We start from the raw sequence: 14560 nt of genomic DNA on the forward strand, positions 1-14560 counted from the left end.
GCAATGGTAGCGGCCTATGCAGGGGTCAGAACGCCCCTCAGTTCAACCCCGCATACGAATGCAACCCGCTGATCACCATGTTGATGATGAACAGGTTGAACAGCATCGCGACGAAGGCGGCGATGTTGATCCAGGCGGCCTTGGTGTCGCGCCAGCCCGAGGTGGCGCGGGCGTGGAGGTAGGCGGCGTAGAGGACCCAGGCGATGAAGGAGCAGGTTTCCTTCGGGTCCCAGCCCCAGAAGCGGCCCCAGGCGGCTTCGGCCCAGATGGCGCCGAGGATGACGCCCGCGCCGAACAGCGGGAAGCCGATGATGGTGGCCTTGTAGGCGAGCCGGTCGAGGGTGCGGGCGTCGGGCAGGCGGCGGGCGATGGCGCCGAGCACATTGGCCGACTCCTGGCCGTCCGGCTGACGCAGGCGGTAGAGGAAGAGCATGCTCGCCACGCCCGCGAACAGGAAGACGCCGCTGCCCACGCTGACGATGGTGACGTGCACCGGCAGCCAGAACGACTTCAACGCGGGCACCACGGGTGCCGCGTCGGCGTAGAGCACCGTGCCTGCGAGGAACAGCAGGATCAGCACCGGCACCAGCAGGAAAACCCACATGGCGCGGTAGCGCTGCTCGCGCAGGAGCGCGATCCCGACCAGCACGGCGGCGGCCGTCGCCATGGTGACGAACTCGTACATGTTGCCGAGCGGGAAGCGGTGGGTGGCGAAGCCGCGCAGCACGATCGAGCCCACGTGCAGCGCGATAGCCACCATGAGCACCGAGAACGCCATGTTGCCCAGCCGCTCCGACAGCGGCCGCCCCTCGGGCTCGCTGACGCGGCCGGGTCCCTGCGGTGTCGATCCGCCGCCCACCGTCACCAGCTCGCGCTCGGAGACCTGGCGGCTGCGCGCCGTCGCGTACTGCCAGATCAGCAGCACCAGCACCAGCGCGTACACCACGATCGCCGTCTTGAAGGCGAAATCGCTGTACCTGGCGATGGTCTCGTCGATCGGCATCGTCACTCTCCCGTGGTCTCGGCGTGCTCATCGAGCAGGCGCGCGCGCAGCCGGTCGAACTCGCCGCCCCAGCCCGCCTGGTCGGTCCTGGCGAGCCCGCCCATCTCTACTACAGTGCGTCGTTGGTCCACGGTACCGGCTGTGTCCTCGGCCGGGTAGACCCGCACCCAGATCCGCCTGCGCTTGATCAGCAGCGAGACCAGCAGGCCCGCCATCATCAGCAGCGCGCTCACCAGCACCCACTGCTGGGCCGGGTCGTGCGAGACCTGGAGATTCACGAACTCCTGCGCGCCGTCGAAGGTGACCTTGGTGCCGTTCGGCAGCGTTGTCGACTCGCCGGGGCGGAGATTGACCCTGGCCTCCTTGGCGAGCCTGCCCTGCTTGACCTGCTCGGGATCGAGGGCGAACAACGATTGCGGCTTACCGGTGTCCAAGCCGGTGTCGCCGCGATAGATGTCGACCGCGACAGCGGGATCGTTCATCGCGGGGTACGCGGAGGACAGCAACGATCCGTGGAACATCGCCGTGGGCGCGAACAAGCCCTCGATCGCGATCTGGTTCTTGCGGCGCTCCTCGTCGGTGGCGTACATCCCACCGGGCGGGTCGATCCGCAGCACGCCGCTGGACAGGAACGTCGAGGCGTCGTCGGGCCGCCACTGAATGGACTCGGTGCGGGTCTGGCCGTTGGGGAAGGTCACCGTGAAGGTCGGCGCGTAGCCGTGTCCTTGCAGGTAGAGCCGGTCACCCGCGACGCGGAGCGGATGGTTGACCTGCACCCTGGTGTCGCGCCAGGTGTTCGTCCGCAGATCGTCGCCCGCCTGGTAGGAGAGGTCCGCGGTGAACATCTCCGCTTGCCCGTTGGTCAGGTAGTCGGCCTGGAAATCCTTCACCCGCACACAGACCGGGGTCATGCCGGTGCCATCGTTGACGTTGCCCGCCTTGAACGAGTCGAACACCGCGGGCGAGGTGGTGCAGAAGCCGGGGCCGTTGTTCGCCAGCACGATGACGCTGCCCTCGTAGCCGAACAGCTTGCCCATCGCGATGGCGACCAGCAGCCCGACCAGCGCGAGGTGGAACACCAGATTGCCGAGTTCGCGGGTGTAGCCCTTCTCCGCGGACAGCGCCAGTTCACCCTCGCGGGGGCCGGGGCGGACCTCGGTGCGCCAGCCGCGCAGCTGGGCGCGGGCGTGGTCGATCAGCTCCTGCGGCGACCGCTCGACCCGGGCCGCGTAGTGGTGTGGAAGCCTCGTCAGATTGCGCGGCGCGCGCACCGGCGGTGTGCGCAGAGCGCGGTAGTGGTCGAGCGTGCGTGGCAGGATGCAACCCACCAGTGAGATGAACAGCAGCACGTAGACGGCCGTGAACCAGAAACTGGAGAACACGTCGAACAGCTCGAAGCGGTCCATCCACGGGCCGAGCGTGGGCCGGCTCGCGATGTACTGCTCGACCTTCTGCTCGTTCAGGTTCCGCTGCGGCAGCAGCGCGCCGGGAATCGCGGCGAGGGCGAGCAGGAACAGCAGCACCAGGGCGGTGCGCATGCTGGTGAGCCCGCGCCAAGTGTTGCGCAGGAACGCCCAGGCCCGCCCGATCAGCGATTGACGCGGCGGACGCTCGGGGCTTTCGATCGTGGGGTGGTCGGTCACGGTCATATCGGCAGGGTCACCTCGGAGACGAACGCGTCCCGCACCCAGGCGACGAACTGGTCCCACGCCCCGGTGACCAGCGCGGCGCCGACCGCGACGAGCAACATGCCCCCGATGATCTGAATGGTGCGGGAATTGCGGCGCAGCCACCCGACCCCACGCAGCGCGCTCGCGGACCCGAACGCCAGCACCACGAACGGCAGACCGAGGCCGAGACAGTAAGCGATGATCAGCGCGACCCCGCGCACCGCCGTGGTCCCGTCGGTGCCCGCGGCCACGGCCATGACGCCCGACAACGTGGGGCCGAGGCACGGCGTCCATCCCAGCGCGAACACCCCGCCCAGCAGCGGAGCGCCCATGAGGCTGGTGAGCCTGCGCGGTTCCATCCGGGTGTCGCGCTGCAACGCGGGCACCAGGCCGATGAAGACCAGGCCCATCAGGATCGTCACCACACCGCCGATGCGTTGCAGCAGTTCCCGATTCACGTTGAGGGTCTGGATGACGCCGAACACGGTCGCGGTGGCGAGCACGAAGACCACGGTGAAACCGGCGACGAACAAACCGGCCGCACCCGCGACCCGCATCCGTCCCGACCGAAGCGGCCGCGCGGCAGTCGCGACGCGTCCGCCGGTGGCCTCCGCCACCGTGGCAGGCGGCGCCTCCGCGCCGACGAGTCCGGCCAGATAGGACAGGTACCCCGGCACCAGGGGCACCACACACGGCGAGGCGAACGACACCAGACCCGCGAGCAGGCACGCGCCGAGCGCCAGCAGCAGCGGCCCGGAGGCCGCCGTCTGCTGGAACGAATCACCGACTGCGGCGAGCACCATCACAGGTCCTCCCCGGTACGCGGCGCGGTGCGCGCGAGGGTCACACCGAGTCCTCCCGCGTGTCCTCGGACGATCGTCCGGCGCCGCGGCGTGGCGCTACCGTGCGCTCGGTGGCCGCGGGTTCCTCGGCCGCGTCGAACGCCGGGAAGTCCAGCAACGACTCGGCCGCGACGCTGCGCGGCACGGTGGCGATGCCCGCCCACCGGTCGTCGACGGCCCATCCGCCGCCGATTCGTCGGGCGCCCTGCCGTGGCCGACAGGCACGCAGGTGGCGGGTACGACGGTCGCGATTCACTGTGATTCCTCCGCGGCGATACTTTCGACCACTGACTGCAGATCTTCGGCCAGCAGGGACCGCAGGAATATCGCGGCGACCCGGTGTTGCCGGTCGAGGACGAGCGTGGTGGGGATGACACTGGTAGGGAAATTCCCGCCGAGCGCCAAGAGCGTGCGCATCGACGGGTCGTAGACGGACGGGTAGCCGACCTTGTTGTCGACCACGAAATCTTGGGCCTTGTCCTGTTGCGGGTCGCGGACGTTGATGCCGAGGAAGGCGACGCCTTTGTCCTTGGTCGCTTCGTAGACCTTTTCCAGGGCGGGCGCCTCGGCGCGGCACGGACCGCACCACTGGCCCCACAGGTTGAGTACCACGACCTTGCCCGCGTAGTCCTCCACCGAGGTGGTCTTGCCCGCGATCATCAGGTCCGGACCGGCGAGTTTGCCGATGGTGCCGCGCGCGGCGGGCGGGTCGTAGCGGATGTCGGTCTTGCCGCCGGGCGAGACGAATTCGAAGGTGCCGCCCGAGGCCACCGCGTCCGAACCGGTCGAACAACCCGCGAGCGCGGCGATCAGCGCCACGCACGCGAGCAGAGCCGGCAGCACCCGCCCGGCGCGCGCCGAAGGCGGGATGGGGAACGCGGTGCGGTGCGTCATGCGCCGTGCACCGAGGGGTCCGAGCCGCCCGCGGGCTCGGAGTAGACGATGTCGACCAGCGTGTCGCCGTGATAGACGAGCGAGGTCAGCGAGGCGAGCGAGCACTGCCGTTGCCGGGGGTCGTGCCATAGGCGCTGGCCTTGGAGGAACCGCCGAAGCGTCCAAACGGGTAGCTGGTGGGAGACGAGCACGGCCTCCCGCCCGGCCGCTTCGACCCGGGCTTTGTTCACGGCCGCCAGCATGCGGTGCGCGATCTGGAGGTACGGCTCGCCCCAGGACGGGGTGAAGGGGTCGCGCAGCTTCCACCAGTGCCGCGGCTTGCGCAGCGCGCCGTCGCCGACCGAGACGCGCAGGCCTTCGAAGGTGTTGCCCGCCTCGATGAGGTTCTCGTCGGTGCGCACGATGACGTCGTGCTGCGCGGCGATCGGCTCGGCGGTCTCCTGAGCACGCTGCAGCGGCGACGCGATGACCACGGCGATGTCGTGATCGGCCAGGGTCCGCGCGACAGCGGCGGCCTGCGCACGGCCCGCCACCGAAAGGCTGAAGCCGGGCAGGCGGCCGTAGAGGATGCCGTTCGGGTTGTGCACCTCGCCGTGGCGCAGGACGTGCACGATCGTCTCGATCGCGGCGGCGCCGCCGTCGTGCACCCGGTCGGTGGCGCTGGTCCGCGCGTCGGCGTGCTCCGCCGCCTCGGTTCCATTGGTCTCGGTCTCGGCCGGAGCCGGCTTGTCCCCTTTACGCGCCGCGACGACCTGCGCGTCCGACGACGCGGCAGCCGCCGCGAACTGGGCGCCCGCGTCGACCAGGCTGGATTCCTCGGATCCTGGCTCGGCGGTCTGCGTCCCGGCGCTCGCGGCGGCGAACTGCTCACCAGCGTCGATCACGGTCGCGTCCGCGGCCGGATCGACCGCGACGGCGGTCGCGCCGTGCGTCGCGGTCACCTCCGGCGCGGCGGACGGCTTGGCCGGCTCGCGCCGGTCGGCATCGGGCTGATCGAGGTCGGAGGTCACGCGCGGGATCCTTCGGGGGTGGCGGCCGCCGCCGCGTGCGCGGCGGCGGGCAGGGCGGCAGCGATACGGTCGAACGCGTCCTCGTCGAGCGCCGCGGAGACGAACCACGCTTCGAACGCGCTCGGCGGCGCGTACACGCCACCGTCGAGCAGGGCGTGGAAGAACGCTGGATAGCGCCAGGTCTCGCTCGCCTTGGCGGCGGCGTAGTCGGTGACCGGGCGTTCGGCGAAGAACACGCTCACCATATTGCCTGCGAACTGGACCTGGTGCCCGACCCCCGCGGCGGTCAGCGCCGAGGTGAACAGCTCGCCGAGCCGCCGCGCGTTGCGGTCCAGCGCGGCGTACACCGCCTCGTCGGCCGCGCGCAGTGTGGCGAGGCCCGCGGCCACCGCGACCGGGTTACCGGACAGCGTCCCGGCCTGGTAGACCGGCCCGAGCGGCGCGAGGTGGTTCATGATCTCGGCGCGACCGCCGAACGCGGCCGCGGGCAGACCGCCGCTCATCACCTTGCCGAAGGTGTAGAGGTCGCCCGCGACGCCTTCCCGGCCGAACCAACCCGCGGCGCTGACCCGGAATCCGGTCATCACCTCGTCCATGACGAGTAGCGCCCCGTGCTCGGCGGTGAGCGCGCGCAGTCCCGCGTTGAATCCGGGCAGCGGCGCCACCGCGCCCATGTTGCCCGCCGCCGCCTCGGTGATCACGCAGGCGATCTGACCCGGGTTCGCGGCGAACGCGGCGGCGACGGCGTCGATGTCGTTGTAGGGCAGCACGATGGTGTCGGCGGCCTGCGCGCCCGTCACGCCGGGCGAGGTGGGCAGCCCGAGCGTGGCGACGCCGGAGCCCGCGTCGGCGAGCAGCGCGTCGACGTGGCCGTGATAACAACCGGCGAACTTGATGATCTTGGTGCGTCCGGTGTAGCCGCGGGCCAGCCGGACCGCGCTCATCGTCGCCTCGGTGCCCGAGTTCACCAGCCGTACCCGCTCCACCGGCGTGACCCGCCGCACGATCTCCTCGGCGAGTTCGATCTCGGCTTCGGTCGGCGCGCCGAAGGACAGACCCCCGCTCGCCGCGCCGCGCACCGCCTCGACTACCGCCGGATGCGCGTGGCCGAGGATCATCGGGCCCCAGGAGCAGACCAGGTCGACGTACTCGTTGCCGTCCGCGTCGACGAGCCTCCAGCCGTCGGCCGAGGCGATGAATCGCGGTGTGCCGCCGACGGATCGAAATGCCCGCACCGGAGAGTTGACGCCACCCGGAATCACCGAACTCGCCCGGTCGAAGAGCTGAGCGGAAACCGGCACAGCTGCACTGGTCACGCGCGGAGAAGAACTCACGAGTTCCAGTCTCTCAGCACCGGAAAATCGGCTTGACGACAGGGTGTAGTGCAGTGATGCAGGCCGCAGCCGCCCGGCAACACGCCGAGGTGGGGTTCGCGCGGATTTCGATCGCTGAACGGTTGCCGGTGCGTAGTCTCAGCTCACATTCGTCCATCGTTCGGGAGGGTCTGCATGCGGATTGCCATCGTCAGCGTGGGTGTGCTCGCCGTCGTCGCGGGGGCCGCAATGGCACTCGGCGCCGGATCCGCCGCCGCGCAGCCGCTCGATCAAATCGACGACGTGCGGCTGGCCATCCCCTTGGACCACACGGCGACCGCAGCGCTGGCCGGCGGGCCGATTCCCGCCGTGGTCACCATGTTCGTCCCGCCCAGCCGGATCGGCGCCGGACTGAAGAACGACTCCGCGATCTACCGCGACGACCGCGGTGCGGTGCACGCCACACTGCGCCAGGTGGTGCTGGAGGCGGCGGGCCATCCGGACGGCACGGTGACCGTCTACCTGAACGCCCCCGGCACCCGCGACGGCCGTGTGCTGGACATCTACCAGCACTGGAACTGAACGGGCGCCGGGCCGCCGCCGTCAGGCGTACATGCAGGGGACCTGCGCCGACATCGTGTGCAGGAAGCACATGAACCCGTTGTAAGGGCCGGCGGATCCGGAATCCGGCACCAGGATCGGCGCATCGACCGGGTTCGCGTCCTCCAGTGGCAGTCCCGGGGTCGCGCCTGCGGGCGCGGCCCCGAGTCCGAGGGCGGCGGCCACGGCAAACGCGGCACAAATCTTCACGGCGAACCGGTTCATCGAACACTTTCCTTCATCGACGCACGTACCAGATACGGCCGAAATACTAACGGCCCCAGGGCCATTCCAACCAAAGCGCACGGTCGGCGGGCGTCGGGCGCCGAACCGGGAGCGGTAGCACGGTAACCCGCCTGCGCGCGGTCCGCAGCGGTTAGCAGGCAATCCGTGGCTACGTGATGCCCAGACAGAACGCGGCGAAGCCGGTCGTCACCAGGCACGCCAACGGCGTCGGCAGCGCGTGCAGCAGCGGTGCCGGCGGCGTGGCCGCGAAGGCGGGTGTCACCGGAACAGGCTCTTGCGGAACGGTTTCGGCGGACGCGGTGGCTGGTACGGCTGCGGCCGCGCCGATCACACCGGCCGCCACCGCACCGAAAAGTGTTCGCTGGACAGTTGGTTTCATGTGATCGGCGTTCCCGCTACGCGCGGCATGAAACGACCGCAGACGAATTCGCGTCGATCAGCGCACGGCTCCGGCGCCACGCAGTCCACGCGCGAGCCGGGCCGCGGCGTCGATGGCGAGCACACCGGCCACCGCGACGAGCAGCGTGGCCAATAGCCACCAAGGCGCGGCATAGCGGATCGCGGTGAAACCCGGGGCGTCGCCGGACGGCGGGAAATCGGTGGTGCGCATGCCCGCGCGTGCGCTCAACGCCGCCCCGATCAGCGCGAGCACGAACAGATCCACTTCCACCAGCACCGCGACCAGCCAGCGCCTCATCGGTCCACTCCGTCCGAACTGCGTTGAACGGCCTCGGTCAACGCCGCGCGCAGCGCCTTGTGGTCTCTGGCCCAGGCCTGCACCAGGCTGCCGTCGGCCAGCCGCAGCCCGATGCCGGTACGGCGGCGCGGCACGCCGCTCAGCTCACCGAGCGCCCTGGCCGACTCCCACTCTTCGTCGTCCCAGGAGTTCTCGTCCCGTTCCGGCATGACCTCCGCGATCGAGCTCAGCGGGAGCGACTCGGTGCCCGAACGCAGCGTCTCCGCGGTGAGTTCGACGCCGACGTGCCGTTTGCCCGCGACCACTTGCAGTGCGACGAAACCGGCGATCAGCGCGGCACAGAACAGCAGGGCGAACCAGTGCACGTCACCACCGGTGACGAGTTCCAGGACGAGAACGGCCAGGCACAGGATCGGCCCGTAGGCTACGGCGCGCCAGCGGGCGCCCGGCTCGGTGAACAAGACGGCTTCGGCGGTCACGCCGGAGCCCCCGCGGCAGCGTGGACCAAGGCGGAGAGCGGAATCAGCGACTCAAGCCGGGCAGCAACAGCACGGCGACGGTCAGCACGGCGAACAGAATCAGCAGACTCAAGACGGCCAGATCCCGCCGAATGCTGTGCGGCTGCTGGATCACCACTCGCATCGATGCCTCCGATCCTCCGGAGCCATTTGCCGAGTTCGCGCGCGTAATAGGCGCCAACGAACGGCAGACGACTACCGGTTTCCACGTCCACTGTGACAACCCTCACCATACATGCCGGACTGTCTCGGACAAATTGGAAACCTGTTCCATTCAGAGCCTCAACGCCTGCCCGGCTGGAAGTAAGCGGTGGCTTCGGGTCGGTGGGACAGATAGATGGCGCCGACCGCGAGCACGCCCTGCACGATGGAAGCACCGCCCGCGACGAGCGAGGCCGTCCCGGTCACCGCGTCGATGGCCAGCAACGCGCCGACGCCGATCACCACGGACCAGGCGCCGAGGACCGTCAGCACGGTGCGCGCCCACGGTTTGCCACGCCCGAACTGGTGCACGATCACCAGAGCGAGCGCGGACAGACCGAGCCCGATCAGCACCACGACTACGTAGACCAGCGACACCATCAGCTCGGCGCTTGCCATCGTGACCTGCGGATCTTGCGTCCTGGCCTGCTCGAAGACCTGCTCGGCGAACGTGCGCCGCTGATCCAGGGCAGCGACGATCGAGGCGATCAACTGCACCACGCCGAATCCGACGACACCCCACCACAGCTGCCGCGCGGTACCGACATCCTCCGGCATCGGGGGCCGGGCCGAGCCCGCGGCGAACGGTCCCGCCATATTCGTCACGACAGCCAGTTCGCGGCCTCGGTCGCCCAGTAGGTGAGCACGAAGTCCGCGCCGGCCCGGCGAATGCTCAGCAGCGACTCGAGGACGGCGCCGCGGCGGTCGATCCAGCCGCGCTCGGCGGCGGCGGTGATCATCGCGTACTCGCCGGAGATCTGGTAGGCGGCGACCGGGACCGTCGAGTGATCGGCGACCTCGCGGAGAATGTCCAGATACGACATGGCCGGCTTGACCATGACGATGTCCGCGCCCTCGGCCAGGTCCAGTTCGAGCTCGCGGATCGCCTCGCGCCGATTTGCCGGGTTCTGCTGATAGGTGCGCCGGTCGCCTTCCAGCGAGGAAGCGACCGCTTCCCGGAACGGTCCGTAGAACGCCGAAGCGTATTTGGCGGAGTAGGCCAGGATGCCGGTATCGATGCGCCCGGCCGCGTCCAGACCGCGCCGGATCGCGCCTACCTGGCCGTCCATCATGCCGCTGGTGCCGAGCAGGTCGGCGCCCGCCTCGGCCTGGGCGAGCGCCATCTCGACGTAGCGGTCCAGCGTCGCGTCGTTGTCGACCGCGCCATCGGCCGCGAGCACACCGCAGTGCCCGTGATCGGTGAACTCGTCCAGGCAGGTGTCGGCCATGACCACGGTCGAGTCGCCCACCTCGTCGGCGAGGGCGCGCAGGCCGCGGTTGAGGATGCCGCGCGGATCGCTGGCCGCGCTGCCTACCGCGTCCTTGTCCTCCGGACGCGGCACGCCGAACAGCATGATGCCGCCGACACCCGCCGCGACCGCCTCGACCGCCGCCTTGCGCAGCGAGTCGAGCGAATGCTGCACCACGCCCGGCATGGAGCCGATCGGACGCGGCTCCGCCAAGCCGTCGGCCACGAACATCGGCAGCACCAATTGCCGTGGTTCGAGCGTGGTTTCGGCCACGAGACGGCGCAGAGCGGGAGTACGGCGCAACCGCCGTGGGCGGTCCATTCCGGTCATGAATCGCACGATACGCCCGGCGCGATCCGCTGTCGCGAGCGCCCGTGGCCCGCTCCGCGACGCCGGGCCCGACCCTCTGGGACAGCTGCCGCGCGTTACCCGGCGATCACTCATGCCATCCGAGTGATAACAGTGTGCGAAATCACACATTACCCCCCTGACGAAGGCGCATACTCCGACTAGGCGAGACCCGCTGGGGGACAAGCATGACCGATCCGCACATCGACATCTCGCTGGCCAGAGCCGCCGACTTCGAGTCGTGGGCGGCGGTGTTGCTGGCCGACTGGTGGCCCGTGCTCACCGACGGTCTGCCTCCGCCCGCGTTCATGCTGCGGGTCTGGCGTGCCACCGACGCCACCGGCCAGAACTTCGCCGTGGAGTTCGTCGCACGACAATCGGCCGCGCCCGAGGTGATGCCGGGCGCGCACGTCGCCTTCCGGATGCTCGGCATCCGGCCCGACGAGCCCGAGTGGATACGCAGCCGGGGGACGCACCTGGCCGGCGGCACCGAGGACGCCATCGTCCAGTTGCGCTTCTCCGACACCGCCCGCTGCGTCTTCCTCCGCCTGCAGAGCAGGCCGTGCCAGGTGACGGAGGCGGCGGGCCGACGACTGTGCGCAGGGGCGGAGACCAGCCTCCGGTTTCCGGACACCACTTCGGGGCCGCTGGACGTGCGCGTGGCCCGCAACAGCGCACGGCATCTGCTCGCCCAGCACAGCGCACGGCATGCCACCCCGGCCGACCCCTTACAGCTCGGGCCGCCGCAGCGGGTCGCCGACATCGGCTGGGCCTTCATCTTCCCGTGGTCGACCACATCCTGGTACCTCGACGGCTCGGTACCCACGCTTCCGCCGGGCAGCCGGGGGCCGATCGTGGTCGTCAAGGACACCGGACACACCTGGCTGCTGGACAGCCTCCGCAACTACGACGCGCAGCTGACCGCGTACGCGCACGCCAACGGGTACCGCGTCCCGATGGAACAGGCGCGATGATGGACGGCGTGGTGTTCCGCGAGACGGGCTGTTGAGATGACCGAGCCGCCGAGCGAGGTCGAGTTGGTCGCCATGCAACGGCGCGCCGAAGCGCTGTGGCACGCGGGCGACGCGGCGGGCGCCGAACGCTGGCTGCGCCGGGCCGCCGCGGGTGGCAGCGCGCCGGCGATGGGCATGCTCGGCGCGCTGCTGGGAGCCGACGGGCGGATCGGCGAGGGGATCCACTGGCTGGAGACCGCCGCCGGCCGCGGCAACGAAGCGGCGGGGATGCAGCTGGGCCTGCTGCACACCGAGCGCGGGAATATCGATGAGGCGGAGCGCTGGTTGCGGCCGGCCGCCGAGCGCGGGTTGCCGGAAGCCCTCTGCAATATGGGCGTCATCGCCAACCGGCGTGGACGCGACGAAGAGGCCGAGCAGTGGTACGAACGAGCTGTCCGCGCCGGAAACCCCACGGCCATGCGCAGTCTCGGCTTGCGCTTGGCGCGCCGCGGCGAATTCGACCGCGCGATCGACCTGCTCACCGAGGCCGCGCGGCGGGGAAGGACCGATGCGATGGCGGTGCTCGGCGCCTTGCATCTGGACCGCGGCGAGCCGATCGAGGGTGAGCGGTGGTTGCGCAAGGGCGCCGAAGCGGGCGACCCGGACTCGATGTTCCACCTCGCGCTATTGCTGCGCGCCGCCAACACCCCCTACCTCGCAGGCGATTTCGCCGACCCCGAGGTGCTGCGGACCGCCGCCGCCATCGCGACCGGCCGCACGCCGGCGCAGCGGGAAGCCAGGCAGTGGCTGGAACGCGCGGCCGCGCTCGGCCATCCGCAGTCGATGCGACTGTTGCACGATCTGTGAGCCACTGGACGCTCGAAAACCCTTCTGGCCAGCCAAGTTTGTCGGTCCCCCCGGGTACAATCGAAGGTACGTTCGAGGGGGCTCGCCCGCCCCCGATCGCCACGGGAGGGATGCCAATGCGCACACCACAAACCGTTCTCATCGATCGCCCCTACACCCCTTTGCAGAAGCGCCCGCTGCCTCCGGGCCGCCCCAAGGCGTGGTACGTCCTGCACAACCGGCGGCTCAAGGCGATGCGCCTGGCGATCGCACTGCTCGACTCCGGCGTCTACGCACCGAGTTACGCCACGAACAAGCGAATCAGGCACACCGCCGAGGTGATCGGCATCCGCCCACCCTCCGACGCCACCTGCTCCATGGTCCGCACCTTGATGCGCAGACGGTACTGAGATCCGATCGCTGGTTCGGGTCGCGGTCGCGAAGCCGCATAAGCGAGCCTTCGCGACCGCGAATCACCCCTGACGCGCCCAGCGCACCGCAACCACGTCTTTCGAGCGAAGCGAGACCGGGCCGCGAACACCCAGCGCCGCAGGCGCTGGAAAGACCGACACAGCAAAACTACCTACTGCGGCGGCTCTTCTTGCGCGGCGGCGGCAGGAGTCCTTCGGCGCGCAGCCGGGCCGCGTGCTCGGCCAGCGCTTCGACCAGGGGACCGACCTGGGCCACATCGGGCTGCACGTCAACGCGCAAGCCGAATTCGATGGCGGTTTCGGCGGTCTTGGGGCCGATGCAGGCCACGATGGTGCGGGCGTGCGGCTTGCCCGCGATGCCGACCAGGTTGCGCACCGTGGAGGACGAGGTGAACAGGACCGCGTCGAAACCGCCGGTCTTGATCATCTCGCGGGTCTCCGCGGGCGGCGGCGAAGCGCGCACCGTGCGGTAGGCCGTGACGTCGTCGATCTCCCAGCCGCGATCGCGCAAGCCCTCGGCCAGCGTCTCGGTGGCGATGTCGGCGCGCGGCAGCAGCACCCGGTTCACCGGGTCGAACACGTCGTCGTAAGGCGGGAAGTCGGCCAGCAGGCCCTCGGAGGACTGCTCGCCGCTGGGCACCAGCTCGGGGTTGATGCCGAACGACCGCACCTTGTCGGCGGTGGCCTCCCCCACGCAGGCGATCTTCACACCGGAGAACGCCCGCGCGTCCAGACCGAACTCGGCGAACTTCTCCCACACCGCGCGGACCGCGTTGGTGGAGGTGAACACCACCCACTGGTAGCGACCGTCGACCAAACCCTTGACCGCGCGCTCCATCTGGGCGGGGCTGCGCGGCGGCTCGACCGCGATGGTCGGCACCTCCATCGGGATGGCGCCGTGCGTGACGAGCCGTTCGCTCATCTCCGCGGCCTGGTCCTTGGTGCGCGGCACCAGCACGGTCCAGCCGTACAGCGCGCGCGACTCCCACCAGGACATCTTCGAGCGCTGCGCGACCACCTTGCCGATGGTCACCACCAGCGGGCCGACCAGTTCGGAGGCGGCGCTGTTCAGCGTGGCCAGAGTGGCCTCGATGGTGCGCTGCTGACGGGTGGTGCCCCGTACCGTCACCGCGACCGGGGTCTGCGGCGCCATGCCGTGCTCGACCAGGGCGCTCGCGGTCTCCGCGAGATGACCCGAGGTCGAGTGCAGGACCAGCGGGCCGGGCGCGGCCGCGAGCGCGGCCCAGTCGACCTCGCCGCGCACGTCCGCCTCGGTGTGCCCGGAACCGAGCGCGATGCCGGCGTAGCTGGGCACCGCGGAGCCGTTGGGCAGGCCGGGCAGCACCTCGAAGACCATGTGCGAGCGGGTGACGGCGTTGACCTCGGCGATCACCGAATCGGTGGTCAGCGGGTCGCCCGCGACCACGCGCACCACGTCGTGCCCGGCACGCGCTTCGGCGATGAGCGTCTTGGCCACCTCGGCCGGCTCGCCGAGCGCGGGCCGCACGTCGACGGGACGTTCGCCGTCGGGCCCCGGCTCGACCGAGGTGCCGATCAGGGCGAGCACACCCTTGTCGACATCCGGGTCGGTGAACGCCAGCGTCGCCCGCCCGATGACCTCACGGGCCCGCACCGTGAGCAGCGCCGGGTCACCCGGACCCGATCCGACGAAAAGGATGCGACCGGGGTGCTTCTTCGTGGCTCGGCTCATGCCTGCACCTCGCTTGCGCTCGGCTCC

At 70.1% G+C, this 14560-nt stretch carries 18 protein-coding genes; 4 read left to right on the top strand and 14 right to left on the bottom strand.

Annotation, left to right across the window (positions count from 1 at the left end; all coding sequences use genetic code 11):
* Nucleotides 1-37: 37 nt before the first annotated feature.
* The 7 genes from ccsB to hemL form a co-directional block, all read right to left on the bottom strand.
* A complete protein-coding gene (gene ccsB, locus ACWESM_RS25675; RefSeq protein WP_364424294.1) occupies nt 38-1003 on the bottom strand; it encodes a c-type cytochrome biogenesis protein CcsB in 966 nt (321 codons plus the stop codon).
* 2 nt (nt 1004-1005) lie between these two features.
* On the bottom strand, nt 1006-2652 hold the full coding sequence (resB, locus tag ACWESM_RS25680) for a cytochrome c biogenesis protein ResB (protein ID WP_452493955.1): 1647 nt from the start codon (nt 2650-2652) through the stop codon (nt 1006-1008).
* A complete protein-coding gene (locus ACWESM_RS25685; protein WP_397080062.1) occupies nt 2649-3476 on the bottom strand; it encodes a cytochrome c biogenesis CcdA family protein in 828 nt (275 codons plus the stop codon). Before ACWESM_RS25685 ends, resB begins: the two co-directional genes overlap by 4 nt.
* Before the next feature lie 40 nt (nt 3477-3516).
* Nucleotides 3517-3771, bottom strand: coding sequence for a hypothetical protein (locus ACWESM_RS25690; RefSeq protein WP_364424300.1), 255 nt, complete (start codon nt 3769-3771; stop codon nt 3517-3519).
* A complete protein-coding gene (locus ACWESM_RS25695) occupies nt 3768-4409 on the bottom strand; it encodes a TlpA disulfide reductase family protein (protein ID WP_452493958.1) in 642 nt (213 codons plus the stop codon). Before ACWESM_RS25695 ends, ACWESM_RS25690 begins: the two co-directional genes overlap by 4 nt.
* Nucleotides 4406-5056, bottom strand: a complete 651-nt coding sequence (locus ACWESM_RS25700; RefSeq protein ID WP_355072138.1) for a histidine phosphatase family protein — start codon at nt 5054-5056, stop codon at nt 4406-4408. The genes ACWESM_RS25695 and ACWESM_RS25700 overlap by 4 nt, the downstream gene beginning before the upstream one ends.
* A 359-nt stretch (nt 5057-5415) precedes the next feature.
* The gene (gene hemL / locus ACWESM_RS25705) at nt 5416-6735 is read right to left on the bottom strand and encodes a glutamate-1-semialdehyde 2,1-aminomutase (RefSeq protein ID WP_397282087.1); all 1320 of its coding nucleotides are present in this window, start codon (nt 6733-6735) and stop codon (nt 5416-5418) included.
* Nucleotides 6736-6927: 192 nt separating this feature from the next.
* On the opposite strand from hemL, the gene ACWESM_RS25710 reads away from it, so the two are divergent.
* Nucleotides 6928-7314 carry a hypothetical protein gene (locus tag ACWESM_RS25710; protein ID WP_355071956.1) on the top strand — a complete coding sequence of 129 codons (387 nt, stop codon included), beginning with the start codon at nt 6928-6930 and terminating at the stop codon, nt 7312-7314.
* Nucleotides 7315-7335: 21 nt separating this feature from the next.
* On the opposite strand, the gene ACWESM_RS25715 is transcribed toward ACWESM_RS25710, so the two are convergent.
* The 6 genes from ACWESM_RS25715 to hemB form a co-directional block, all read right to left on the bottom strand.
* Nucleotides 7336-7557 carry a hypothetical protein gene (locus ACWESM_RS25715; RefSeq protein ID WP_355071954.1) on the bottom strand — a complete coding sequence of 74 codons (222 nt, stop codon included), beginning with the start codon at nt 7555-7557 and terminating at the stop codon, nt 7336-7338.
* A gap of 169 nt (nt 7558-7726) precedes the next feature.
* On the bottom strand, nt 7727-7957 hold the full coding sequence (locus ACWESM_RS25720; protein WP_355071952.1) for a hypothetical protein: 231 nt from the start codon (nt 7955-7957) through the stop codon (nt 7727-7729).
* Nucleotides 7958-8014: 57 nt separating this feature from the next.
* A complete protein-coding gene (locus ACWESM_RS25725) occupies nt 8015-8275 on the bottom strand; it encodes a hypothetical protein (RefSeq protein ID WP_355071951.1) in 261 nt (86 codons plus the stop codon).
* On the bottom strand, nt 8272-8754 hold the full coding sequence (locus ACWESM_RS25730) for a hypothetical protein (protein WP_355071949.1): 483 nt from the start codon (nt 8752-8754) through the stop codon (nt 8272-8274). Before ACWESM_RS25730 ends, ACWESM_RS25725 begins: the two co-directional genes overlap by 4 nt.
* A gap of 321 nt (nt 8755-9075) precedes the next feature.
* Nucleotides 9076-9591, bottom strand: a complete 516-nt coding sequence (locus ACWESM_RS25735; protein ID WP_355071947.1) for a hypothetical protein — start codon at nt 9589-9591, stop codon at nt 9076-9078.
* 5 nt (nt 9592-9596) lie between these two features.
* Nucleotides 9597-10574: a porphobilinogen synthase gene (hemB, locus tag ACWESM_RS25740; protein ID WP_364424309.1), complete on the bottom strand. Its 978-nt coding sequence runs from the start codon at nt 10572-10574 to the stop codon at nt 9597-9599.
* A gap of 206 nt (nt 10575-10780) precedes the next feature.
* Here hemB and ACWESM_RS25745 point away from each other — a divergent pair, with 206 nt between their 5' ends.
* The 3 genes from ACWESM_RS25745 to ACWESM_RS25755 all read left to right on the top strand — a co-directional run bounded on the left by ACWESM_RS25745 (nt 10781) and on the right by ACWESM_RS25755 (nt 12801).
* Nucleotides 10781-11566, top strand: coding sequence for a hypothetical protein (locus tag ACWESM_RS25745; RefSeq protein ID WP_356962583.1), 786 nt, complete (start codon nt 10781-10783; stop codon nt 11564-11566).
* Nucleotides 11567-11602: 36 nt separating this feature from the next.
* Nucleotides 11603-12412, top strand: a complete 810-nt coding sequence (locus ACWESM_RS25750; protein ID WP_364424311.1) for a tetratricopeptide repeat protein — start codon at nt 11603-11605, stop codon at nt 12410-12412.
* A gap of 116 nt (nt 12413-12528) precedes the next feature.
* Complete coding sequence (locus tag ACWESM_RS25755; protein WP_355071939.1) at nt 12529-12801, top strand: hypothetical protein; 273 nt, start codon at nt 12529-12531, stop codon at nt 12799-12801.
* Between the two features lie 169 nt (nt 12802-12970).
* Here ACWESM_RS25755 and ACWESM_RS25760 read toward each other — a convergent pair whose 3' ends face one another.
* Nucleotides 12971-14533 (bottom strand): bifunctional uroporphyrinogen-III C-methyltransferase/uroporphyrinogen-III synthase, encoded by a 1563-nt coding sequence (locus ACWESM_RS25760; RefSeq protein WP_355071937.1) that lies wholly within the window; start codon nt 14531-14533, stop codon nt 12971-12973.
* Nucleotides 14534-14560 lie beyond the last annotated feature (27 nt).

The sequence above is a fragment of the Nocardia sp. NPDC003999 genome (genome assembly GCF_053604885.1).

Bases quoted from the DNA above. Each gene is read 5' to 3' on its own strand.
- ACWESM_RS25725 (WP_355071951.1), bottom strand. From the start codon at position 8,275: ATGAGGCGCTGGCTGGTCGCGGTGCTGGTGGAAGTGGATCTGTTCGTG.
- ACWESM_RS25750 (WP_364424311.1), top strand. From the start codon at position 11,603: ATGACCGAGCCGCCGAGCGAGGTCGAGTTGGTCGCCATGCAACGGCGC.
- ccsB (WP_364424294.1), bottom strand. From the start codon at position 1,003: ATGCCGATCGACGAGACCATCGCCAGGTACAGCGATTTCGCCTTCAAG.
- ACWESM_RS25720 (WP_355071952.1), bottom strand. From the start codon at position 7,957: ATGAAACCAACTGTCCAGCGAACACTTTTCGGTGCGGTGGCGGCCGGT.
- ACWESM_RS25755 (WP_355071939.1), top strand. From the start codon at position 12,529: ATGCGCACACCACAAACCGTTCTCATCGATCGCCCCTACACCCCTTTG.
- ACWESM_RS25735 (WP_355071947.1), bottom strand. From the start codon at position 9,591: ATGGCGGGACCGTTCGCCGCGGGCTCGGCCCGGCCCCCGATGCCGGAG.
- ACWESM_RS25745 (WP_356962583.1), top strand. From the start codon at position 10,781: ATGACCGATCCGCACATCGACATCTCGCTGGCCAGAGCCGCCGACTTC.
- ACWESM_RS25710 (WP_355071956.1), top strand. From the start codon at position 6,928: ATGCGGATTGCCATCGTCAGCGTGGGTGTGCTCGCCGTCGTCGCGGGG.
- ACWESM_RS25685 (WP_397080062.1), bottom strand. From the start codon at position 3,476: ATGGTGCTCGCCGCAGTCGGTGATTCGTTCCAGCAGACGGCGGCCTCC.
- resB (WP_452493955.1), bottom strand. From the start codon at position 2,652: ATGACCGTGACCGACCACCCCACGATCGAAAGCCCCGAGCGTCCGCCG.
- ACWESM_RS25695 (WP_452493958.1), bottom strand. From the start codon at position 4,409: ATGACGCACCGCACCGCGTTCCCCATCCCGCCTTCGGCGCGCGCCGGG.
- hemB (WP_364424309.1), bottom strand. From the start codon at position 10,574: ATGACCGGAATGGACCGCCCACGGCGGTTGCGCCGTACTCCCGCTCTG.
- ACWESM_RS25760 (WP_355071937.1), bottom strand. From the start codon at position 14,533: ATGAGCCGAGCCACGAAGAAGCACCCCGGTCGCATCCTTTTCGTCGGA.
- ACWESM_RS25715 (WP_355071954.1), bottom strand. From the start codon at position 7,557: ATGAACCGGTTCGCCGTGAAGATTTGTGCCGCGTTTGCCGTGGCCGCC.